Source organism: Arthrobacter sp. C9C5 (assembly GCF_013359735.1).
Lineage (GTDB): Bacteria > Actinomycetota > Actinomycetes > Actinomycetales > Micrococcaceae > Arthrobacter.
This window is the reverse complement of record NZ_JABFMX010000003.1, coordinates 38,577-61,784: the sequence shown is the minus strand read 5'-3', so window position 1 is coordinate 61,784 and position 23,208 is coordinate 38,577. Positions and strand designations below refer to the sequence as shown.

Sequence of the window (23,208 nt, the reverse complement as noted above, 5' to 3'; positions counted from 1 at the left end):
ACCCTTCCACGCTTAGAAAGGCCTTCCCATGACCACCACAGCAAACGACATCACCTACCGTCTGGAGCAGAAGCGCCGCGTCCAGGCCGACTTCCCGGGCCCCAAGTCCGTCGCCCTGACCGAGCGCCGCAAGGCCGTCGTCGCGTCCGGCGTCGCCTCCAGCGTCCCGGTCTACGTCGCCGACGCCGACGGCGGCATCATCCAGGACGTCGACGGCAACTCCTTCATCGACCTCGGTTCCGGCATCGCCGTGACCAGCGTCGGCGCCTCGGACCCCGCCGTCGTCGGCGCGGTGAAGGAAGCCGTGGAGCACTTCACCCACACCTGCTTCATGGTCACGCCCTACGAGGGCTACGTCGCCGTTGCCGAGCAGCTGAACCGGCTCACCCCGGGCGACCACGAGAAGCGGACCGTGCTGTTCAACTCCGGTGCCGAAGCCGTGGAGAACGCCGTCAAGGTGGCCCGCCTCGCCACCGGCCGGGACGCCGTCGTCGCCTTCGACCACGCCTACCACGGCCGGACCAACCTCACCATGGCGCTGACCGCCAAGGCGATGCCGTACAAGACCAACTTCGGCCCGTTCGCGCCCGAGGTCTACCGGATGCCGATGAGCTACCCGTACCGCGAGGAAAACCCGGGGATCACCGGTGCCGAGGCCGCCAAGCGTGCCATCACCATGATCGAGAAGCAGATCGGCGGCGAGTCGGTTGCCGCGATCATCATCGAACCCATCCAGGGCGAGGGCGGCTTCATCGTCCCGGCCGAGGGCTTCCTGCCGGCCCTTGCGGCCTGGGCCAAGGAGAAGGGCATCGTCTTCATTGCCGACGAGGTCCAGTCCGGCTTCTGCCGCACCGGCGAATGGTTCGCCGTGAACCACGAGGGCGTCATCCCGGACATCGTCACCATGGCCAAGGGAATCGCCGGCGGCATGCCGCTCTCCGCCATCACCGGCCGCGCCGACCTGCTCGACGCAGTCCACCCCGGCGGCCTCGGCGGCACCTACGGCGGCAACCCGGTGGCCTGTGCCGCGGCGCTGGCCTCCATCGGCTCGATGGAGCAGTACGACCTGAACGCCCGGGCCCGCCACATCGAGGAACTCGCCCTGGGCAAGCTGCGGGAGCTCGCGTCCGAGCTCACCGTGGTCGGTGACATCCGTGGCCGCGGCGCCATGCTCGCGATCGAACTGGTCCAGGCCGGTTCCAAGGAACCGAACCCGGAACTGACCAAGGCCGTTGCCGCGGCCTGCCTTAAGGAGGGTGTCATCATCCTCACCTGCGGCACCTACGGCAACGTGATCCGGCTGCTGCCGCCGCTGGTGATCAGCGACGAGCTGCTGCTGGACGGGCTCGAGGTGCTGGCCGCGGCGGTCCGCGCCAACGCCTAAGCGCCGGCGGGAAACCCCCAGCGGGACACCCCCAGCGGGACACCCCCAGCGGGACACCCCCAGCGGGACACCCCCAGCGGGACCAAAGAAGCAACGTGAACGAGCCGCGGACCGAGAAGTCCGCGGCTCGTTCGCGTCCGGGGCGGCCTCCTGGGGTGGCCCCGCGCCGGCCTACTTCCAGGAGCTGGCGTCGAGCTGGATCGCGACGACGTACAGGTGCCGGCCCTGCTCGATCTTCTCCACCTCGTAGACCCGCACCTTGGTCTGCTGCACTGCGGTACCCGGGCGGCCGACGCCGATCCCGTAACTAAGGACCCCCTCGAAATCGCCGGCCGGGGCGTAGCGGGTGAGTGCGCGGTAGCCGATCGACGGTGCGGGGCTGCTCTTGATGGTGCTGGCCTTCCCGTCTGCGGTGTGCGCCTGGGCGCCGTGGAAGACGACTTTCAGGATGGCGCCCGTCCCGGGCATCGGCACGGGCAGGCCGCTGCCGTCGGCGATCAGCTCGGGGACGAACGAGATGTCGTAACTGGGAAAGGCGCCGTTGAACCGGAAGCTCAGCTGGTCATAGGGCGGGGTGTCCGAGGGGTGCTGGCCGGCGCCGATCGTGTACAGCGTGGGCAGGGGTTCCGCCGGCGGCGGGGCCAACGGTACGGGATTGCTGTGCGTGGTCTTGAACGGCGACTTCGCTCCGGGCCAGGCCCAGTCATGGGTGATGGTCGAGGAGATCACGCGGTCGCCGTCCTGCGGGGCTTTGGTCTCATCGGCATCCGGAGGCAGCGTCGCGGAGGCCGACGGCGTCGCCGAGGTGGTCGAGGCGGTGGATGAGGGCGTCGCAGTGCCGGAAGGGGTGGATGTCGACGTCGCGGAGTCCGTCGCCGATGCCGTGCTGCTCCCGGGCGGCTGGGGCGGGGAGGGGGTGCAGCCGGTCAGCGCGAGCAGGAAGATCAACACTCCCAGCCCGCTCGTTTGTGCCGCGAACCCGGTGTTCCTGATCAGACTCATGGTGAGCTCCCCTCCACGGCTTCAGCGTAGTCGCGGAAACTTGCGTGCCGCAGGGCCAAAAGTCACCCACTATTCCCCGCAACGCTGGGCTAGAGTCGTTCCTACCACTGCAGGAACGCAGACCGGCCGACGTCGCCCGGAACCCCGGAGCCAAGCTGGATTCTGCCCCAGACCCATAAGGGGTTTTTACATGCGATACGTAGTTGGCTACACACCCAACGACCGCGGCGCCGACGCCGTCGCCCTGGCTTCCGCCATGGCCCGCGCCCAGGGCGCGCACCTGGACCTGGTCCATGTGGTGGACCGGAACACCCCCTATGTCGCGCTGAACCCGCAGGGAAACCGTGTCAGCGCTGCGGAGCAGGCCGTGCTGACGGCGGAGCGGCAGGGCCTGTCCCTGGTCCCGGAGGGCCTGGAGGCCAGGTTCCACGTGCGCCAGGCGGATTCCTTCGCCGCGGGACTGATCGACGCCGCCAAGGAGTACCGCGCCGGCCTGATCGTGGTGGGCGCCGCGAGCAACGGCCTGTTCAAGCGGTACAGCGTCGGCAGCGTGGCCAACGCACTGCTGCATGCTTCGCCGGTGCCGGTTGCCCTGGCTCCCCGCGGCTACCGGCGAACGGATCCGATCACCCGGCTGACCCTCGCCGTCGGCCAGCGCACCGGCGCGGAGGCGGCGATCGACGTCGCGATTGAGTCGGCCGAGCGCCGCGGCGTGCCGCTGCGGCTGGTCTCGCTCGTCGAGCTGGACGCCGAGGGCGACGGCGGCGAAAACGTCAACGCCGCGCATGTCCACGCGAACACAGTGCTCAAGGCCGCGGCCGCGCGCCTGCCCGCGGGACACCACGTCAGCGTGGAGGTCGCGCACGGCCGGACCATTGAGGAAGCCATCGACGACCTCGAATGGGACGACGCGGAGATCATGATCGTCGGCTCGTCCCGCCTGGCGGAGAAGAACAAGCTCTTCATCGGCAGCACGGCCAACAAGGTGCTCCGCGCCCTGCCGGTCCCCATGGTCGTGGTGCCGCGCGACTACGTGCGCATCGACACCAGCCCGGAGGACTAAGCCCCTCGCCATGCGCGAACGGACACTTGCGGCCCGCTCGCCATGCGCGAACGGACACTTGCGGCCCGTTTTCGTGGCACAAGCAGGGCCTCAAGTGTCCGTTCGGGCTCCGGCAGGGCAGCGTTCTTAGGGGTTGCTCAGGCGGCGGCGCGGGCCAGCCTGCGGGTGACGGAGTTCTTCCGGGCCGTCCGCAGCATGTCCGCCGTGAGCAGCAACAGCGCGAGCCATACGACGCCGAAGCCGATCCAGCGCTCCGGGGTCATCGCCTCCTTGAACACCACGAGCGCCACAATGAACTGCAGCACCGGGGCGAAGTACTGCAGCAGCCCGATCGTGGTCATCGGCAGCCGCCGCGCGGAGGCGCCGAAGAACAGCAGCGGGACAGCGGTGATGACGCCGGACGCGGCAAGCAACCAGAAGTGTCCGGCGCCGTTGCTGGTGAGCGAGGCGGCGCCGGTCAGGGCCAGGACGATCATGGTCACGCCGGCGATCGGCGCCAGCACGATGGTTTCCACCGACAGGCTGGTGATCGCGTCCGCCCGCGGACCGACGCGCTTCTTGACGAAGCCGTAGAGGCCGAAACTGAACGCCAGCGTCAGGGCGATCCACGGGAGCTTGCCGTACGAATATGTCAGCACGCCCACGGCGATGAAACCGACGACGACGGCGGCCCACTGCAGCGGCCGCAGCTTCTCCTTCAGGACAAAGACGCCCAGCAGCACGGACACGAGCGGGTTGATGAAGTAGCCCAGCGATGTTTCCACGGCCTGGCCGGTGGTCACGCCGTAGGTGTAGGTCAGCCAGTTGATCGCGATCAGGCCGGCCGCGAGGGCCAGCGGACCAATCACGGTGCGGTTCCGGAACGCGGCGCCGATCACCCGCCAGGCGCGGGTGACGGTGATTAGCAGGACACAGAACAGCAGGGACCAGACCACGCGGTTGGCCACGATCTCGACGGCGCTGGCCGGGTGCAGCACGAAGAAGTACAGCGGGAGCAGCCCCCACAAGCCGTAGGCGCCGATGCCGAACAGGATCCCCGCCGTCGTGTCCTTGTCCACTGCCTTGAGTCCCGGTGCCGCGGCGGCTCCGGCGGCTCCGGTAGCGGGGGCAACGCCGCCCGGGGAAGTCAGGGTTGCGGGGGCGGGGGATCCGTCGGAGATAGGCACAAGATCAATAACACCACCCCCGGTGCGGCTATTCCTGCCGCGGGGCGCGGCAGGGCAATCCGGCGCCTGCGATCTCCCTCACCCGGGCACCAGCCACCGCGGGGGCACTTAGAATGGGGGACTGTGCGCTGTATCTGCCGGCGCACCCGCCAAGACTCAGAAGGGCTCCCGGTGTCCAACTCGGCCAAAACCTCGCCTAAAAGAACGTCCAAACGTCCCCTCCGCGTTGCGATTGTCGGCGCCGGACCGGCCGGCGTCTATGCCGCGGACATCCTGACCAAGTCCAATGAGGTCAAGGACGGCGACTTCAAGGTCAGCATCGACCTGTTTGAGGCGTACCCGGCGCCCTATGGCCTGATCCGCTACGGCGTGGCGCCGGACCACCCGCGGATCAAGGGGATCGTGAACGCCCTGCACAAGGTGCTGGACCGCGGCGACATCCGCTTCCTTGGCAATGTCAGCTACGGCCGGGACCTGACCCTGCACGACTTCCGCGCTTTCTACGACGCCGTGATCTTCGCTACCGGCGCCATCAAGGACGCGGACCTGGACATTCCCGGGGTCGGGCTCGAAGGCTCGTTCGGCGGGGCCGACTTCGTCTCCTGGTACGACGGGCACCCTGACGTTCCCCGCGACTGGCCGCTGGAGGCCAAGGAGATCGCGGTGATCGGCAACGGTAACGTGGCCCTGGACGTGGCACGGATGCTGGTCAAGCACGCTGATGACCTGCTGGTTACCGAGATCCCGGACAACGTCTACCAGGCGCTGAAGAACTCGCCGGTGACGGACGTGCACGTCTTCGGCCGCCGTGGTCCGGCCCAAGTGAAGTTCACGCCGCTGGAGCTGCGCGAGCTCAGCCACGCGAAGGATGTGGACATCGTGCTCTACCCGGAGGACTTCGAGTTCGACGAAGCCTCCGACGAGGCCATCCGCACGAACAACCAGATCAAGACGATGGTGAACACCCTCGGCAACTGGCTCGTTGAGGAGCACGCCGAGGCCGAGGAACCGTCCTCACGCCGGCTGCACCTGCACTTCCTGCACAACCCGGTCGAGATCCTCGGAGAAAAAACAGGCGACGCCGCGCATCCCGGCAAGGTGACGGGCATCAAATTCGAGCGCATGCGGCTGGACGGCACGGGTAACGTCAAGGGCACCGGCGAGTTCGTCGACTACCCGGTCCAGGCCGTCTACCGCGCCATCGGCTACCACGGCTCCCAGCTGGACGAGCTGGAGTACGACGCGCGGCGCGGCGTCATCCCCAACGAGGGCGGCCGCGTGCTCGGTGCCGACGGCAAGCCCGTGCCCGGCATCTACGCCACGGGCTGGATCAAGCGCGGCCCGGTGGGCCTGATCGGCCACACCAAGGGAGACGCGCTGGAGACCATCGGCTTCCTGCTTGAAGACCGGCTGACCCTTCCGCCGGCCCAGAACCCGGATCCGCAGGCCATCATCGACCTGCTCGAAGAGCGCGGCATCGAATACACCACCTGGGAAGGCTGGAACAAGCTGGACGCCCACGAGCTGGCCCTCGGCGCGGCGTGGACCGCAGCCAACGGCCCCGACGGCGTGGTACGCGAACGCATCAAGGTCGTGCCGCGGGAAGAGATGATCCGGATCTCCCGGGACTGAGCCGCGCTGGCGGATCCTCTGGCGGGGGTCCGCAACGCCCCGTACACTCGATGAAACGACGCTGCCTCCGGCATGCCGTCGCGCGCCAATGAAGGTGCCCGCCAGGTGGGAGTTCAATGAGGAATCCGGTCGAGCAGACGGCCCCGCGCGGTTCCGGCCACGGCCTGAGCCCGGAGCTGCGCCAGCAGTATGCCTACGCGGGGCATGAGCAACTGGGTTCCATGGGCCTGGGCGGGGAGCAGCCGCCCGGGCTCCGCAGCCTGATCCGGGAATCCTGGCAGCGCTCCGCGCAACTGCACGCCAACCCGGACAACCCCGAAGCCCCGCTGGCCATGGACCGCGAGGAACTCGAGGAATACCGCAGGCAGCACCCGCTGGCCGCGATCATGCCCGTGATCCACAAACTGCTGGTGCTGCCCAGCCACGACAGCGGCATGCTGGTGGCCGTTGGGGACGAGGTGGGCCGGCTGCTCTGGGTTGAAGGGGACCCTGCCATGCAGCGCCGCGCCGAGGGGATGATGTTCGTCCCCGGCGCCGACTGGTCCGAGGCCACAGTGGGCACCAGCGCCCCCGGCACCGCGCTCGCCCTGGGCCGCGGCATCCAGATCGCCGGCGCCGAGCACTACAAACGCTCCGTCCACCCCTGGAGCTGTACGGCCGTGCCGTTCCACGACCCGGATTCCGGGGCCCTGCTGGGCGTCGTCGACATCACCGGCACCGAATCCGCCGTCGCGCCGCACACCCTGTCCCTCGTCGAGGCGACCGTCGCCGCCGCGCAGGCGCACCTGCGGGTGGAGCGCCTCCAGCTTGCCGCCGCCCGGCAGGCCGCCCCGGCCCGACGCCGGCAGGCCGCCGCCGCTTCTGGCGCCGCTTCGGGCACCGCGGCCGGCGGAGCGCGGCCCGCCCGGGCGGGCTCCAGGGCGCCCGGCAGCCTGTACCGCAACAGCCTGCAGTTGCTCGGCCGCGACCAGGCCGTGTTGAGCATCGACGGCCGCACCGTCACGCTTTCGGCCCGGCACAGCGAAATCCTCACCCTGCTGAGCACGCATCCGGAAGGCCTCAACGCCGAGGAGCTGAGCTCGCTGCTCTACCCGCGCGACGGCTCCACCATGACGTTGCGCGCCGAGATGGTGCGGCTGCGCAAGGTCCTGCAGCAGCTCAATCCGGACGCCGTCCCGGAGTCCAGGCCCTACCGCCTGCCGGTGGACCTCGTGCCGGACTCCGGCCAGGTCCTCAGCTGCCTGCAGCGCGGCGCGCACCGGATCGCGCTGGAAATTTACCGCGGCGCGGTCCTGCCGCGCTCCGAGGCACCCGGGATCACCGAGCTCCGCAGCCGCGTCTCGTCCCTGCTGCGCGAGGCCGTGCTGACCGACGGCAGCGCCGAATCGCTGCTGAAATATGCCGAACTGCCGGAAGCTCGGGACGACGTCGAGGTCCGCACCGCCGCGCTGAAGTTGCTGCCGCCGCGCTCACCCAGGCGCGCCGCCGTCGTCGCGGACCTGGAGCGGCTCGAAGCCGAACTCGGCGCCTGAGCCGGCGGCGAGCCGCGGCGCATACCGCACCATGAGAGCCCGCGTGATCCGGCTCACATGGTTGCAACCTGCTCGCAACCTCCCCGCTCCTAGGCTGGTGCCAGCGGCGGCCGCAGAGATCCTGGCCGCTCCCGCCACCAATCTTGCACAGCAAAGGAGCTAGCAATGACTGTCTACGCACAGCCCGGTACCGAGGGCTCGAAGGTCACTTTCAAGGACCGCTACGAGAACTGGATCGGCGGCGAATGGGTTGCCCCGGTCAAGGGCCAGTACTTCGAGAACATCACCCCGGTGACGGGCAAGGCCTTCTGCGAGGTCGCCCGCGGCACCGCCGAGGACATTGAGCTGGCCCTGGACGCTGCGCACAAGGTCGCCCCGTCGTGGGGGAAGACCTCCGTCGCCGAGCGCGCCGCCATCCTGAACAAGATCGCCGACCGGATCGACGAGAACACCGAGATGCTCGCCGTCGCCGAGTCCTGGGACAACGGCAAGCCGATCCGCGAAACCCTCAACGCTGACATCCCGCTCGCCGCGGACCACTTCCGCTACTTCGCCTCCGCGGTCCGCGCCCAGGAAGGCCGGCTGTCCCAGCTCGACGACGACACCACCGCCTACCACTACCACGAGCCGCTCGGCGTCGTCGGCCAGATCATCCCGTGGAACTTCCCGATCCTGATGGCCGTCTGGAAGCTGGCCCCCGCGCTCGCCGCCGGCAACGCCGTCGTCCTCAAGCCGGCCGAGCAGACCCCCTCCTCGATCCTGGTGCTGATGGAGCTGATCAGCGACCTGCTGCCGGCCGGCGTCATCAACGTCGTCAACGGCTTCGGCGTCGAGGCCGGCAAGCCGCTCGCCTCCAGCCCGCGGATCCGCAAGATCGCCTTCACCGGCGAGACCACCACCGGCCGCCTGATCAGCCAGTACGCGTCCCAGAACCTGATCCCGGTCACCCTGGAACTGGGCGGCAAGAGCCCCAACATCTTCTTCAACGACGTCGCGGACCACAACGACGCGTTCTACGACAAGGCCCTCGAAGGCTTCACGCTCTTCGCCTTCAACCAGGGCGAGGTCTGCACCTGCCCGTCCCGCGCCCTGGTCCAGGAAGGCATCTACGACTCCTTCATGGCCGACGCGCTGGCCCGCACCCAGAAGATCATCCAGGGCAACCCGCTGGACACCGACACCCAGCTCGGCGCCCAGGCCTCCAACGACCAGCTCGAGAAGATCCTCTCCTACATCGACATCGGAAAGCAGGAGGGTGCCAAGGCGCTTACCGGCGGCGCCCGCGCCGAACTGTCCGGCGACCTCGCCGGCGGCTACTATGTCCAGCCCACCATCTTCGAGGGCCACAACAAGATGCGGATCTTCCAGGAGGAGATCTTCGGCCCGGTGGTTTCGGTGACCCGCTTCAGTGACTACAGCGACGCCATGGGCATCGCCAACGACACCCTCTACGGCCTGGGCGCCGGCGTCTGGTCCCGCAACGGCAACGTCGCCTACCGCGCCGGCCGCGAAATCCAGGCGGGCCGGGTGTGGGTCAACAACTACCACGCCTACCCGGCCGGGGCCGCGTTCGGCGGGTACAAGTCCTCCGGCATCGGCCGCGAGAACCACGCCATGATGCTGGACCACTACCAGCAGACCAAGAACCTGCTGGTCAGCTACAACGAGAACAAGCTCGGCTTCTTCTAGGCCGACGCGGCGGGGCGGACCGGACCGGTTCGCCCCGCCTTGCCTTTTCGCCCGTGACAGCCGTCGCCTACCTACAGGAGAAGCTCCGATGACCCAGACCAGGCTCGACGCCGCCGTGACACAGGCCGGCGAGGACTTTTCCCGCGTGGCGCTCACCCCCGAGGCGGTTGAGCTGCTGCGCAAGCTCTGGCTCCAGCACGGCCCGCTCATGTTCCACCAGTCCGGCGGCTGCTGTGACGGCTCCTCGCCCATGTGCTACCCGGCGGGGGAGTTCCTCACTGGGGACTCCGACGTGCTGCTGGGCCTGTTCGACATCTCAGACGGCCTGCAGCCGCAACCGCTGGAGTTCTGGATGTCCAAAGAACAGTTCAACTACTGGAGCCATACCCATTTGACGGTCGACGTCGTGCCCGGCCGCGGCAGCGGCTTCTCGGTCGAGGCACCCGAGGGAAAACGCTTCCTGATCCGCTCGACGCTGATGGACTGGCCCGCCTAAGCCACTGAACCCCTGGGCGCGAACGTACACTTGGGGCCCTCGCAGGAGGGGCCCGAAGTGTACGTTCGCGCCTTTTTGTGTCTCACGATGTGGGATTAAAGCGGCCGTCCAGTGGATGGACACTACTATTAATAGGTCTGTTTCCAACCAGCTACCGAGATTTTGGACTTTCCTATGAACCTTTTCCGGACCAAATCCATCGAGCAGTCGATCGCCGACGCCGATGAGCCCGGACGCAAGCTGAAACGCTCGCTCAGCACCTGGGACCTGATGATCATGGGCGTCGCCGTTGCGGTCGGCGCCGGCATCTTCTCGGTCGGGGCCAAGGCCGCCGCCAACTTCGCCGGCCCCGCCGTCACCATCTCCTTCGCCATCGCCGCGGTCACCTGCGCCCTGGCGATCATGTGCTACGCCGAATTCGCCACCGCCATCCCGGTGGCCGGCTCCGCCTATGTCTTCACCTACGCCACCATGGGCGAGGTGCTCGCCTGGATCATCGGTTGGAACCTCATCCTCGAGCTCTTCACCGCCGCCGCCGTGATCGCCAAGTACTGGGGCATCTACCTCAGCAAGGTGTTCGCGCTGATGGGCCTGGACGTTCCGCCGTCGATCTCCGTGGCCGGTGTCGACCTCTTCTGGGGCGCCTTCCTGATTGTCGCCGTGTTCACCGTCCTGCTGGTGCTGGGGACAAAGCTGTCCGCCCGCGTCGGCAACGTCTTCACGCTGATCAAGATCGCCGTCGTGCTCTTCGTCATCGTTGTCGGCTTCAGCTACGTGAAATTTGAGAACTACGCCCCGTTCGTCCCGGCCTCCGAGCCCACCGGCGGTACCGGCGCCACGGACGTGCTCAAGCAGTCCTTCTTCGGCTTCCTCACCGGCGCGGCCCCGGCCCAGTACGGCACGCTGGGCATTTTCGCCGGCGCCGCCCTGGTGTTCTTCGCCTTCATTGGGTTCGACGTCGTCGCCACCTCCGCCGAGGAGGTCAAAAACCCGCAGAAGACGCTGCCCCGCGGCATTTTCGGCGGCCTGGCGATCGTCACCGTGCTCTACATCCTGGTCTCGCTGGCCCTCACCGGCATGGTGTCCTACACCAAGCTGGCCGAGGCGAAGAACCCGACGCTGACCACCGCCTTCGAGGCCGTGGGCAACACCGACGCCGCGAAGGTCATCGCCTTCGGCTCCCTCGTGGGCCTCACCACGGTGATCATGGTGCTGCTGATGGGCCTCTCGCGTGTTGTCCTGGCGATGAGCCGCGACGGCCTGCTGCCGCGCTCGCTCTCCAAGACCGGCACCATCCGGGCGACCCCGGCACGCCTGCAGATCATCTGCGGCACGGCCGTGGCGGTCGTGGCCGGACTGACCAACGTGGACCTGCTCGAGGAAATGATCAACATCGGCACGCTCTCCGCGTTCGTGATGGTCAGCCTCGGCATTCTGGTGCTGCGCCGGAAGCGGCCGGACCTCAAGCCGGCCTTCCGCGTGCCGTTCGGCAAGGTGCTCCCGGTCGTCTCGGCTGTCCTGTGCCTGTACCTGATGACGAACCTGGCGGTGGAGACCTGGATCTTCTTCGCGATCTGGCTGGTCATCGGCATTGCGATCTACTTCGCCTACGGCCAGCGCCACTCCCGGCTCAACGAGAAGTTCGCCGAGGCAAGGGCTGCCGTCAACGGCCCGGCTGCCACGGCTCCCGCGGACGGCAAGCCGGCTGCGGACGACGACGCGGAGTCGCTCAGCCGCTCGTAGCTGCAACGCTGCACTTCAACGCGGTTATTCAACGCGGGGTCACTACGGCCCGTTCGGCCTGTCCGGACGGGCGTAGGGGCCCCGCGTTGCTGCGTAACGGGAGGTATTGCCGCCGCCTCTACCGCACTCGTCTCGGAGCTGTAACAATGCGCCTAATGTGGTTGACCTCACAGTACCCTTAGGTCAGACTTGATTTTGAACGCTTGTTCGAAGAGCGAACACTTGAGGTTTGGGGGCTTGTCACTCCCACGCCAATGCGCACATAGGAGTGAACATGAAACGTCGTATTATCGCCGTGCTTGCGGCCGCGTCGGTCCTGGCCCTCTCGGCTTGCGGCAGCGGATCACCCAGTTCCACCGGCGGGGGCACCGCCTCCGGCGGCGCCACGGGTGGCGGGAATCTGACCAAGGTCAGCGTCGGCGTCATCCCGATCGTCGACTGCGCCCCCATCTACCTGGGCAACAAGCTGGGATTCTTCAAAGACGAAGGCCTTCAGCTGGACATCCAGACGGCCACCGGCGGGGCGGCGATCGTCCCCGGCGTGGTGAGCGGCAGCTTCGACTTCGCCTTCTCCAACCTGATCTCTGTCATGGTGGCGAAGGACAAGGGCCTTGACCTGAAATTCGTCGCCAACGGCGCCTCAACCACGGGCGAGAAGGGTAAGGACATCGGCGGCGTCGTCGTCCCGGCCGGTTCCAGCATCCAGTCCCCGAAGGACCTTGCGGGCAAGACCGTCTCGGTGAACAACCTCTCCAACATCGGGGACACCACCATCAAGTCGGTCGTCGAAAAGGCCGGCGGCGACCCCTCGAGCGTGAAGTTCGTAGAGGTGGCCTTCCCGGACGCCCCCGCAGCGCTGGCCAACAAGCAGGTGGACGCGGCCTGGATCCTGGAGCCCTTCCTGTCCAAGGCCGTTGCGGAGGGCGGCAAGATCATTTCCTCCAACTTCGTGGACATGAGCCCTGAGCTGGACATCGCCGGCTACTTCACCAAGGCGGACACCATCAAGGGCAAGGCCGAGCTGACCCAGAAGTTCACCCGAGCCATGAACAAGTCGCTCGAATATGCCCAGGCGCACCCGCAGGAAGTCCGCGACATCGTGGGCACCTACACCAAGATCGACGAAGCCACCCGGGCCAAGATTGTCCTGCCCCGCTACCGTGTGGAGTTCAACAAGGACGCCTTCAAGACCCTCGGTGACGCCGCCGCTAAGTACGGGACGCTGTCCAAGGCCCCGAACGCAGGCGACCTCCTCCCGTGAGTTCCGTAAGTTCCATGAGTTCCGACGCTGTGGCGTCCGGCGGTTCCGCCCCCGGCGGGGGACGGAGCCGCCGGTCCGGCCACAAACTTCCAGTGAAGCAGTTGCTCGGTGTTGTCGGGATTATTGGGTTCTTGGGAACCTGGGAACTCATTCCTCGGCTGGGAATTGTCGACGAACGCTACCTTCCGCCGGCCAGCGAGGTCATTGCCGCCCTGGCCCTCGACTTCGGCCTGGCGGCGTTCTGGGTCTCGGTCGGTGAAACCATGAAGGCCTGGTTCCTAGGCCTCGCCATCGCGGTTGCCCTCGCCGTGTTGCTGGGCTTCATCATCGGATCCAGCAGCTTCCTGCGCAAAGCCACCAACTCCACCGTCGAGTTCCTGCGCCCCATTCCGTCCGTGGCCCTCATCCCGCTGGCCGTGCTGCTCTTCGGTGTGAAGATCGAGTCGTCCCTGATGCTGATCACCTATGCCGCCTTCTGGCAGGTCCTCATTCAGGTCCTCTACGGGGTGGCCGACGTCGACATGGTCGCCAACAATACCGCCAAGACCTACGGGCTGGGGTGGATGGCGCGGATCCGTTACGTCGTGTTCCCCACCGCGCTGCCCTACTTGATGACCGGTGTCCGGCTCGCAGCCACGGTGGCGCTGGTCCTGGCCATTACGGCGGAACTCGTGATCGGCTCGCCGGGGCTGGGCCGTGAAATCGCCCTCGCGCAATCCGGTGGCGCCATCTCCGGTATGTACGCCCTGGTGCTCGCCACCGGCCTGATCGGCGTGCTGATCAACGTTCTGATGCGCTTCATCGAAAAGAAGACCCTGTCCTGGCATTCCTCGGTCCGTTCTGAGGTGATCGTATGAAAGTACTGAAAACGGCGGCCTACGTGCTGGCGCTGCCAGTTCTGCTGGTTCTGGCCTGGTGGGTCTCGACCCTCGGAACGGTCAATTTCTTCGTTCCTACCCCGGCCGCCCTGGTCAACAAGTTCGGCGAGGTCTGGTTCGGCCCCCGCTTCTTCTCGGATGTGCTGCCCAGCATCGCCCGTCTCCTGATCGGCGTCGTCGCGGCGATCGTGATCGGCGTCGTGGGCGGGGTGCTGATCGGCTCGGTCAAATGGCTCCGCGCGTTGCTGGAACCCACGCTCGAATTCTTCCGCGCCATCCCGCCGCCCGTCCTGGTCCCGGTCCTGATCCTGCTGATGGGCATCACCGACTCCATGAAGATTGCGGTCATCATCTCCGGCTGTGTCTGGCCGGTGCTGCTGAACACCATTGAGGGTGTCCGCGCCGTGGACGGGGTCCTCTCGGATTCGGCCCACACCTACGGCATCGACGGCTGGGCCCGGGTGCGTTACCTGGTGCTGCCCTCGGCCAGCCCGCAGATCCTCGCCGGCGTGCGCCAGTCGCTGTCCCTGGGGCTGATCCTGATGGTCATCTCCGAAATGTTCGCCTCGTCCTCCGGGCTGGGCTTCACCATTGTCCAGTTCCAGCGGTCATTCGCCATCCCCGAAATGTGGTCCGGCATCGTGGTCCTCGGCCTGCTGGGCGTGGCCATGTCATTCATCTTCCAGTGGGCCGAGCGGAACATCCTGCGCTGGTACCACGGCCAGAAAGAGGTAGAAAATGCAGCCTAGTGCAGCGCAGGCGGCCCCGGAGGCGATGCTCTCCGTCCGCGGACTGAAGAAGGTCTACCAGACCGACGGCGGCGACGTCGAAGCGGTGCGGAACCTCACTTTCGATCTCCGCGCGGGGGAGCTGGCCTGCCTCGTGGGCCCTTCGGGGTCCGGCAAGACCACCCTGCTCAAGTGCATCTCGGGCCTGATGGCACCCACCGAGGGGGAGGTGCTCCTGGACGGCAAGCGGGTGTCCGGGCCGCCGAAGAAGATGGCGGTGGTGTTCCAGGAATACGGCCGCTCGCTGTTCCCCTGGATGCGGGTCCGGGACAATGTGGAGCTGCCGCTGAAGAACCAGGGCGTGCCCAAGGCCGAACGCGACCGGCTTGTCGACGAGGCCCTGGAGGCGGTGGGCCTGGCCCACGTGCCGCGCTCCTACCCCTGGCAGCTTTCCGGCGGCATGCAGCAGCGCGTGGCGATCGCCCGTGCCATCGCGTACCAGCCCGAGGTCCTGCTGATGGACGAGCCGTTTGCCGCCGTCGACGCGCAGACCCGCGCGGACCTTGAGGACCTGATCCGGGTGGTCTGGAAGAAGCTCGGCGTGACCGTGCTTTTCGTGACCCACGACATCGACGAGTCCGTCTACCTCGGTGAACGGGTCATCATCCTCTCGAGCTCCCCGACGGTGGTGCAGGAGGACATTGTGATCGACCTTCCGGCCGAGCGGGACCAGCTGAACACCCGTTCGCTGCCGCGCTTCACCGAACTCCGCCACCACGTCTATGAGCAGATCCAGCTCGCCAAGAAGGGCCACCGCCCAGCGGCGGCGGGCGCCCCGGCAGCTGCTACTGCGGCAGCGTCGACGCCGGCGGCCCCGACGGCGGACTCCGGCGCCAGCGGCGCCTAGCCGCCCCGCCCGTCCGGGACACCGACGAAAAGAACACCCCGCCGCGGTTATCCGCGGCGGGGTGTTTCTTAGCTGGAAGCGCTGGGCGGCCGCGTACCCGTCTAGCCGCAGGCCGTGATCTTGTACAGGGTGCGGCCATCCGCGGCCGCGACTTTCTCGAAGCCGCGGCCGGTGGGCACGTTGTAGAAGCCGGGCCATCGCTTCAGGCTCGCACTGCCGTGGGATGCGCCTGGCGCGTCCTCATAGAAGTGTGTGGCTCCGACCTTGAGCACGGCCTCGCAGACCGACTTGTCGGTCGCAAGCCGATTGAACCCGGTGCGGAGCAGCTCCTTGGCTGCACTCCCGGACGTCGGGGCCCCCAGCTGCGTGTACACCACATGCCGGCCCGTGAGGGCGTAGAAGTAGGTTTCGCCGTTGAACGGGTCTCCGATCACCACTGCGTCCGCTGGAAGCGTCGCGCCGGCCCGTTGGATGAAGTCCTGTTCGCCCCTGGAGAGGACGCCGGTGCCAGGCTTGGCGGCTACCACGTAGTTCTGTGCGGCCACTGCCACCCGCTCCGCGGACCGGTAGCTGCCCGATCCCCAGTACATTCCGCACGTTACGACGGCAACGGACAGGCCAACGAGGAGCGCCGGAAGGGGCCACCGGCCACCGGTGCGGGCCGACGGCAGCCGCACCGACACTGCGCGATGTGCGGCCCTCGCCAGTACCGCAATGGCCAGGGCCGCCAACAGGCTGCCTGTCATCGCGATGAACGGGGCGATCCTTTGCGTGTCCTTGTACCAGACGCCAGTCAGCCACCGCAGCGCGTTTTCCGGTCCGGCGGCGAGGACATAGAGTGCGACAAACGCCAGCCAGGAGACGGCAAGCGGCCTCGCATCCCTGATGAAGAGCGCCGCGGCACCGCCAAGGATGACAAGCAGCCCCACCGCGAGGTTGAAATCGTCCGGGGCAGGCAAAGAAATGGCGGGGAACCTGGGAAGGTCGAAGAACGCGAGATACAGCGAATCCGGGACTTTGGCCCGCACCGCACGCGGGTACGCCATCACACTGACGAGCAACCGGGAGTGGGTCAGCACACCTAAGGCCGCCGCGCCAGCAGCAACCGCCGCGCCGCCCACCACTGCCGCAATCCAGGGGCGGCGTCGTGCGCACCGTATCAAGAGCGGCAGGGTGCGGGCTGCCACAAAGGGCAGGACGGCAACTGCGGTGGCAAAAACGGCACTCGGATGTGCGGCAGCACAGCCGCCGAGTGCAGCGGCGAGGACGGCGGCCAGGAGGACATGCTCGCGGGCTGGCGTGCCGGCCCGGTCCGCGGAGGTCAGGCACCGCAGAATCAGGACGCTCAGGGCCAGAGCTGCCGGGACCAATGCGGTGGCGAGACCGTTGGGCCACTGGCCGCTGCGGAGCAGTTGCGAGTAAGGGAAGCTGACGAACGAGGCCGCGAACAGCGGCGTCAGTGCCCAGGCCGCCGGGTGCCGCGGCAGGACTGCGGAGGCCAGAAACGTCAGGCCGATTGGCCAGATCATGCCGCCGATGACGATCGATGACAGGTTGGCCGTTTCCGTCACGCTGCCCGGGACCAGGGACACTACGCTGTGCCAGCCGGAGGGGTAATACGTACCGGCCCCGAATATCGGAGCGACTCCCCATGGGGTGGCGCTGCCGGACTCTTGAATCCACCGCAGCACGTTCAGATGGAAGATCGGATCCCAGCCCTGCGAAGCCGTGGCGGGGTCGCCGATTCCCCGGAGCAGCGCCACGCACGTCACCACTGAACCGATGGCCACGCCGGCACCGACCGCGAGGTTCACCTGTAATCCGAGGCCAGCGGGCCACAGCGGCGCGCGGAAGCTGAACCGTCTTCCTAGCAACCAAGCGGCAAAGACCGGCGGAACGGCAGTAAGGGCGGCCGAGGGCGCGCTCCACGGGAGGCCCATGGCGTCCAGCACCAGGCTACCGGCCAGGAATATCAGCAGGGTCACGGCCGGGCCGAGAGCAAGGGCCGCGGGCAGGCCCGGTTTCAGCGGCAGGAGCACCAACAGTCCCGGGAGGAAGAATGCAGTGACAAGGAGAACTAAGGTCAGAGCGTGCGGCAGCAGCTCAAAAAGCCAATTCAACATGGACGTGTCAGCGCGCTCCGGACCGGATCTTGTTCTTCAGGGACGCGCCCAACGCCTTGTTCAGAAGCTTGGCGGCGCCGGCTGTCAGGGTCCCGCTCTGGCCATCCAGCTGCGGATAGAGATGGTTAGCCTCGGCACGTTTCCGAGCGGTGAGTGCCGGCAGGTCATCCCGTAGCTGCCCGCGCTGCTGTGGGATTGTGGCACCGTCGCCGTCCAGGGCAAGGGACCAGCCGCTACCCAGGGAGGTCAGTGACTCGTGCTTGACGTCGTAGTAGCCCTTTTTCACTCCGACCGCAATGCCTCGGGCACCTGCGGCTGCGGCGAGCAAGTGGAGGTGGAAACGGGTTGTGACCCAGGTTTGCTCGGCGGAAAGCGGGAGGCCATCGGTCCACACCCGAGCGAAGGGCACGAACCGGGACTCCGGGATGAGATCAGCCATGCGTTCGTAGGCAGCATGATCGACGCCGGGAATCGCCTCGACGTAATAGGCCTTGATTCCCCGGCGGCTGGCGAGTTGGATTTCTGACCGGGCCAGTTCCACCGCGGCCTGGAACCGTCCGGGATCGGCCATGTCGCTTTGGATACACACGTAGAGACCTGCAGGGGCCTCGTTGCGCCCGATTTCCCCGGCGATCCCCAGGAAAGCGTCATCGAGGCCGAGTTCCAACCCGTGGGCCGCCGCGCTGGGTACGTCGCGCGCCCGGGCGTATTCAAAGCGCTGAAACAGGGGAGTTTCCCCCGGGAGCGGGTCAACTGCCGGCATGAGACCCTGTCCGGTAGCGAAGAGCCGGGCGCCGGTCAGTTCGCTGACGGCCCGCATGCCGACGAGCAGGCCCGCGTGGTGCGGCCAGGTGTCGTTGACGTACCCGCCGCCGATCAGGTGGAGCGACTCGGCTTCCCGCATCTTGAGGATGCCCAGATCGTACGCCGGGGTGCCGAAGCCGGTGACGCGTTCTCGGATGTTTTTCGCGGCCACGTCGGCCGGAAGTTCGCCGTTCTCGTGCACCAGGCGCCAGAGGGTGTTGGTGATCCGGAGCCGGGGGTGCAGGCCCTCGAACAGGACCTGGGCCATCCCGGGCTGGGGGCAGTCAAGCCAGACGTCGGCGTCGGGCCGGGCCGCGGCCAGGTGTTTGAGCCACGCGGCGGCAATAAACTCGTCGCCGAAGTTGGGGTGGCCGGAGGTGCCGACCAGGTAAATGATTCCCGAATTCATTCACCAGACTATAGCGGCGCACTCCCCCCGGGAGCGAAAGAACACCCCGCCGCGGTCATCCGCGGCGGGGTGTTCTTTTCGTGCTGGGAAGGACTAGCCGATCTTGTTGGCAGCCTCAGCGTCCGAGGTGGCGGCACCGGCGGCGGCACCCAGGTTGGCGCGCAGCTTCGCGCCGAGCTCGGCGTCGACGTTGGTCCAGTACTGGATGGCGCGTTCCTTGATGTCGGCGCTCTTGACGCCGCCCACCGCACCGGTGAGGGTGTCCAGCAGGCGGGCCTTGGCGCCGTCGTCGAACACTTCGCGGTACAGCGTGCCGGCCTGGCCGAAGTCGCCGTCCTCAGCGTGTAGGGAGTGCGCGGAGAGCGTCAGCTCGCCGTCGTTCTCCCAGCCGCCGACCGGGTTCTGCGGTTCCACGGCAGCCGGGCCGCCGAAGGAGTTCGGCGCGTACACCGGGACCGAGGGGGCGTTGAAGTGGTACCGCGCCGCGCCGTCCTGGCTGTAGTTGTTGACCTGGCTCTTGGGCAGGTTCACCGGGAGCTGGGCGTGGTTGGTGCCCACGCGGTAGCGGTGCGCGTCGGCGTAGGAGAAGATGCGGGCCTGCAGCATCTTGTCCGGGGAAGCGGCGATGCCCGGCACGAAGTTCGACGGCGCGAAGGTGGCCTGTTCGATCTGCGCGAAGTAGTTCTCCGGGTTCTTGTTCAGCTCCATGGTGCCGACCTTGACCAGCGGGTAGTCGCCGTGCGGCCATACCTTGGTGACGTCGAACGGGTTGAAGCGGTAGGTCTTGGCGTCCTCGTACGGCATCACCTGGACGTGCAGGTCCCAGGAGGGGAAGTTGCCCGCGTCGATGTTCTCCTGCAGGTCGCGGATGTAGAAGTCCGCGTCCGCGCCGGCCAGCTCTTCCGCTTCGTCGCCCGTCAGGGACTTGACGCCCTGGTTGGACTTGAAGTGGTACTTGACCCAGAAGCGCTCGCCCGCCGCATTGATCCACTGGTAGGTGTGCGAGCCGTAGCCCTGCATTTCACGCCAGGAGGCCGGCAGGCCGCGGTCGCCCATCAGCCAGGTGACCTGGTGGGCGGACTCGGGGGAGAGGGTCCAGAAGTCCCACTGCATGTCGGCGTCGCGCAGGTGGGTGCCCGGGAGGCGCTTCTGCGAGTGGATGAAGTCCGGGAACTTGATGCCGTCGCGGATGAAGAACACCGGGGTGTTGTTGCCGACGAGGTCGTAGTTGCCCTCGGTGGTGTAGAACTTCACGGCGAAGCCGCGCGGGTCGCGGAGTGTGTCGGCGGAGCCTGCCTCGCCGGCGACGGAGGAGAAGCGGATGAGCATGTCCGTCTCGGCGCCCGGCTGGAACAGCGCGGCCTTGGTGTACTGGGAGACATCCCCCGTGGTCGTGAACGTGCCGAAGGCGCCGCCGCCCTTGGCGTGCACGACGCGCTCCGGCACGCGCTCGCGGTTGAACTGGGCGAGCTTTTCGATCAGGTAGTGATCGGTGAGGATGATCGCGCCGTCGGCGCCGACGGACTGCGAGTGGGCATCGGACGTGACCGGGGCGCCGGACTGTGTCGTGGACACTGCGGGCGCAGAGATGTTCTGAGTCATCGTTCTCCTATTTCTTGTTTGTACTTAATTACGTTCGGAGGGAAGTTGTTGGGCGCGCTGGCAGTCCTCGCAGATGCCCTGGTACAGGACGTCCGCGATCTGGATGGTCATGGGCTTGGAGCCCGCGTCCCAGTGCGGGGTGAGGCACGGCGCGTGGCCGACGGCGCATTCGACGTCCTCCACCCGGCCGCAGCTGATGCAGACGGCGTGGTGGTGGTTGTCCCCCACGCGCGTCTCATACAGCGCGGGGGAGTGCGGGGGTTCGAAGCGGCGCAGCATCTGCAGCTCGGTCAGGTCGCCGAGGACCACGTAGACGGACTGCGCCGTAAGTTCGGGCAGCTCCTCGCGGGCTGCGGCAAGGATGCTCTCCGCCGGCGAATGCGGGTGGCGTTCGACGGCGGCCAGCACGGCCAGCCGCTGTTTGGTGACCCGGCGGCCGTGGGCATGCAGGGCGGCGGTCCATGCCGCGCTGCCGCCCACCGAATCCGTCATGGCCCCATTCAAGCACTTATTTTGAGCTGGTCACAATAAGGTTCGGCTTATTTCGCTTTTGTGTCCCACTAGAGTTGCCGGGTGGGGAAATTCCTGGCGGACATCACGCCGTTACGCGAAAGCCCGGCCTTCCGCCGTCTGTGGCTGGGATCCGCCGCCTCGGCGTTGGGCAGCCAGCTCACCCTGGTGGCCGTGAGCCTCGAGGTCTACCGGCTCACCCAGGACAGCCTGTACGTGGGGCTGCTGAGCATCTTCGCCCTGGTCCCGCTGGTGTTCGGCGGACTGCTCGGCGGATCCATCGCGGATGCCCACGACCGCCGCAGGGTCGCGCTGCTCGCCTCCGCGGTGCTGTGGCTGACCACTGTCGGCCTGGCGCTGCAGGCCTGGCTGCAGCTGGGCAACGTCTGGCTGCTGTATCTCCTCGTTGCGGTGCAGAGCGGCGCGCAGGCCATCAACCAGCCGGCCCGCAGCGCCATCATCCCGGTCCTGGTCCGGAAGGAGCTCCTGCCCGCGGCGAATGCCCTGAGCATGATGATCTTCGGCCTGACCATGACCGCCGGCCCGCTGCTGGCCGGCGTGCTGGTCGCCACGATCGGCTTCGCCTGGACCTACACGATCGATGTGGCCAGCTTCGCGTTTGTCGTCTGGGCCCTGCTGAAGCTGCCGCCCATGCCGCCGGGGCAGGAGTCGCACCGGGCCGGCCTGCGCTCCGTTGCGGAGGGCTTCCGCTTCCTCGGCACGCGTCCGAACCTGCGCATGACCTTCGTGATCGACCTCGTGGCCATGATCCTGGCGCAGCCGCGGGCGCTGTTGCCGGCCATCGCGGCACTCATGATCGGCGGCGGCGAAGCCACGGTCGGCGTGCTGCTGGCCTCCACCGCCGTCGGCGCCTTCCTGGCCGGACTCTTCTCCGGCCCCCTCGGCGCGGTCCGGGCACAGGGCGCGGCGGTGGTCTGGTCTGTCATGGGCTGGGGCGCCTCGATCGCTGGGCTGGGCCTCGTCGTCGTGCTCGCCGGCCGGTCCGGCGCCGCGGGCGTGACCCCCTGGCTGGTGCCTGCCGCCGTGTGCTGCGCGCTCGCCGGCATCGCCGACTCCGTCAGCGCGGTCTTCCGCACCACCATCCTGCAATCGGCCACCCCGGACCACCTGCGCGGCCGGCTGCAGGGCGTCTTCGTGGTCGTCGTAGCGGGCGGCCCCCGGGTGGGGGACATGCTGGCCGGCGGCGCGACTAAGCTGCTCAGTGAAGGCTGGGTTCTGCTCGCCGGCGGGGTGCTCTGCGCGGTGGTGGCTTGGCTCGTGGCGCGCTGGCAGTCCGGGTTCCTGAAGTACGACGCGCGGAACCCGGTTCCCTAGCGGTTCGTTTCCTAGATGGGTGATCTATGGGACACCCGATCGGCGGCATGGCTTGGGAGGATCAGTGCATAACCATCACAACGGCTTGAAGACGGCGGCCCTGTTCGGCGTGCTTTGGGCGGTGCTGCTTGGCCTGGGCGCGTTGATTGGATCCGGGATGCGGAGCTCGGCGCCCATCTGGATCATGGCGCTGATCGGCGTCGGCACCACCGCCTACGGGTACTGGAACAGCGACAAGATCGCGATCCGGTCCATGCAGGCCTATCCGGTGACCGAGGCCGAGGCGCCGGTGCTGCACCAGATCGTCCGGGAGCTCTCCGCCCGCGCCAAGCAGCCGATGCCACGGATCTACATCTCACCGACCATGGCACCGAACGCCTTCGCCACCGGCCGGAATCCGCAAAATGCGGCGGTCTGCTGTACGCAGGGCATCCTGCAGCTGCTCGACGCCCGCGAACTCCGCGGCGTGCTCGGCCACGAGCTGATGCACGTCTACAACCGGGACATTCTCACCTCGTCGGTGGCTGCCGCCGTCGCGGGCGTGATCACCTCGGTGGGCCAGATGCTGCTGTTCTTCGGCGGGGGCGGCGACCGCCGCAACGGCAATCCCCTCGCCCTGCTCGCGATGGCCCTGCTGGCGCCGTTTGCCGCGTCGCTGATCCAGATGGCCATCTCCCGGACCCGCGAGTACGACGCCGACGAGGACGGTTCGGCGCTCACCGGCGACCCGCTGGCGCTGGCCTCGGCGCTGCGCAAGATCGAGCAGGGCGTCCAGCTCGCGCCCCTGCCGCAGGACCAGCGGCTGGTGAACGCCTCGCACCTGATGATCGCCAACCCGTTCCGCGGCGGCGGCATGGCGCGGATGTTCTCCACGCATCCGCCGATGAGCGAGCGGATCGGCCGGCTGGAGCGGATGGCGGGGCGTCAGCTCGGCTAGGCCCGCC

The 23,208-nt window shown here is 67.6% G+C and carries 19 protein-coding genes; 13 read left to right on the top strand and 6 right to left on the bottom strand.

All coding sequences use genetic code 11. From position 1 onward, the window contains the following. The first annotated feature begins 28 nt into the window (after window positions 1-28). The gene (gene gabT, locus HNO80_RS03045; protein WP_175321368.1) at window positions 29-1,384 is read left to right on the top strand and encodes a 4-aminobutyrate--2-oxoglutarate transaminase; all 1,356 of its coding nucleotides are present in this window, start codon (window positions 29-31) and stop codon (window positions 1,382-1,384) included. 171 nt (window positions 1,385-1,555) lie between these two features. Here the strand turns inward: gabT and HNO80_RS03040 are convergent, their stop codons facing one another. Then, window positions 1,556-2,386, bottom strand: coding sequence for an AMIN-like domain-containing (lipo)protein (locus tag HNO80_RS03040; protein ID WP_175321367.1), 831 nt, complete (start codon window positions 2,384-2,386; stop codon window positions 1,556-1,558). 190 nt (window positions 2,387-2,576) lie between these two features. Between HNO80_RS03040 and HNO80_RS03035 the strand changes: the two genes are divergently transcribed. Then, complete coding sequence (locus tag HNO80_RS03035) at window positions 2,577-3,449, top strand: universal stress protein (protein ID WP_175321366.1); 873 nt, start codon at window positions 2,577-2,579, stop codon at window positions 3,447-3,449. A gap of 137 nt (window positions 3,450-3,586) precedes the next feature. Here the strand turns inward: HNO80_RS03035 and rarD are convergent, their stop codons facing one another. Then, window positions 3,587-4,624 (bottom strand): EamA family transporter RarD, encoded by a 1,038-nt coding sequence (rarD, locus tag HNO80_RS03030; RefSeq protein WP_175321525.1) that lies wholly within the window; start codon window positions 4,622-4,624, stop codon window positions 3,587-3,589. Between the two features lie 162 nt (window positions 4,625-4,786). On the opposite strand from rarD, the gene HNO80_RS03025 reads away from it, so the two are divergent. From HNO80_RS03025 to HNO80_RS02985, 9 genes are all read left to right on the top strand, one after another. Further along, window positions 4,787-6,247 carry an FAD-dependent oxidoreductase gene (locus HNO80_RS03025; RefSeq protein ID WP_175321365.1) on the top strand — a complete coding sequence of 487 codons (1,461 nt, stop codon included), beginning with the start codon at window positions 4,787-4,789 and terminating at the stop codon, window positions 6,245-6,247. A 116-nt stretch (window positions 6,248-6,363) separates the two neighbouring features. After that, window positions 6,364-7,779, top strand: a complete 1,416-nt coding sequence (locus HNO80_RS03020) for a GAF domain-containing protein (protein ID WP_175321364.1) — start codon at window positions 6,364-6,366, stop codon at window positions 7,777-7,779. Window positions 7,780-7,944: 165 nt separating this feature from the next. Continuing rightward, entirely contained in the window at window positions 7,945-9,468 is a 1,524-nt protein-coding gene (gene exaC, locus HNO80_RS03015; protein ID WP_175321363.1) for an acetaldehyde dehydrogenase ExaC, read from the top strand. An 88-nt stretch (window positions 9,469-9,556) separates the two neighbouring features. Further along, window positions 9,557-9,964 (top strand): DUF779 domain-containing protein, encoded by a 408-nt coding sequence (locus tag HNO80_RS03010; RefSeq protein ID WP_175321362.1) that lies wholly within the window; start codon window positions 9,557-9,559, stop codon window positions 9,962-9,964. 174 nt (window positions 9,965-10,138) lie between these two features. After that, window positions 10,139-11,707 (top strand): amino acid permease, encoded by a 1,569-nt coding sequence (locus tag HNO80_RS03005; RefSeq protein ID WP_175321361.1) that lies wholly within the window; start codon window positions 10,139-10,141, stop codon window positions 11,705-11,707. Between the two features lie 274 nt (window positions 11,708-11,981). Further along, on the top strand, window positions 11,982-12,968 hold the full coding sequence (locus HNO80_RS03000) for an ABC transporter substrate-binding protein (RefSeq protein ID WP_175321360.1): 987 nt from the start codon (window positions 11,982-11,984) through the stop codon (window positions 12,966-12,968). Between the two features lie 14 nt (window positions 12,969-12,982). Further along, window positions 12,983-13,825 (top strand): ABC transporter permease, encoded by an 843-nt coding sequence (locus HNO80_RS02995; protein ID WP_175321359.1) that lies wholly within the window; start codon window positions 12,983-12,985, stop codon window positions 13,823-13,825. Continuing rightward, the gene (locus HNO80_RS02990) at window positions 13,822-14,595 is read left to right on the top strand and encodes an ABC transporter permease (RefSeq protein ID WP_175321358.1); all 774 of its coding nucleotides are present in this window, start codon (window positions 13,822-13,824) and stop codon (window positions 14,593-14,595) included. The genes HNO80_RS02995 and HNO80_RS02990 overlap by 4 nt, the downstream gene beginning before the upstream one ends. After that, complete coding sequence (locus tag HNO80_RS02985; protein ID WP_217500514.1) at window positions 14,585-15,481, top strand: ABC transporter ATP-binding protein; 897 nt, start codon at window positions 14,585-14,587, stop codon at window positions 15,479-15,481. The genes HNO80_RS02990 and HNO80_RS02985 overlap by 11 nt, the downstream gene beginning before the upstream one ends. A gap of 101 nt (window positions 15,482-15,582) precedes the next feature. Here HNO80_RS02985 and HNO80_RS02980 read toward each other — a convergent pair whose 3' ends face one another. The 4 genes from HNO80_RS02980 to HNO80_RS02965 form a co-directional block, all read right to left on the bottom strand. Next, on the bottom strand, window positions 15,583-17,604 hold the full coding sequence (locus HNO80_RS02980; RefSeq protein ID WP_349627181.1) for a DUF6541 family protein: 2,022 nt from the start codon (window positions 17,602-17,604) through the stop codon (window positions 15,583-15,585). A 7-nt stretch (window positions 17,605-17,611) separates the two neighbouring features. After that, window positions 17,612-18,817, bottom strand: a complete 1,206-nt coding sequence (locus HNO80_RS02975) for a polysaccharide pyruvyl transferase family protein (RefSeq protein ID WP_175321356.1) — start codon at window positions 18,815-18,817, stop codon at window positions 17,612-17,614. Between the two features lie 93 nt (window positions 18,818-18,910). After that, the gene (locus tag HNO80_RS02970) at window positions 18,911-20,419 is read right to left on the bottom strand and encodes a catalase (protein WP_175321355.1); all 1,509 of its coding nucleotides are present in this window, start codon (window positions 20,417-20,419) and stop codon (window positions 18,911-18,913) included. Between the two features lie 24 nt (window positions 20,420-20,443). Beyond that, window positions 20,444-20,911, bottom strand: coding sequence for a Fur family transcriptional regulator (locus tag HNO80_RS02965; RefSeq protein ID WP_175321354.1), 468 nt, complete (start codon window positions 20,909-20,911; stop codon window positions 20,444-20,446). A gap of 81 nt (window positions 20,912-20,992) precedes the next feature. Here HNO80_RS02965 and HNO80_RS02960 point away from each other — a divergent pair, with 81 nt between their 5' ends. Together HNO80_RS02960 and htpX are read left to right on the top strand one after the other, a co-directional pair. Beyond that, window positions 20,993-22,264, top strand: a complete 1,272-nt coding sequence (locus HNO80_RS02960; protein WP_175321353.1) for an MFS transporter — start codon at window positions 20,993-20,995, stop codon at window positions 22,262-22,264. 64 nt (window positions 22,265-22,328) lie between these two features. Continuing rightward, window positions 22,329-23,201, top strand: coding sequence for a zinc metalloprotease HtpX (gene htpX, locus HNO80_RS02955; protein WP_175321352.1), 873 nt, complete (start codon window positions 22,329-22,331; stop codon window positions 23,199-23,201). The last annotated feature ends 7 nt before the right edge of the window (window positions 23,202-23,208 follow it).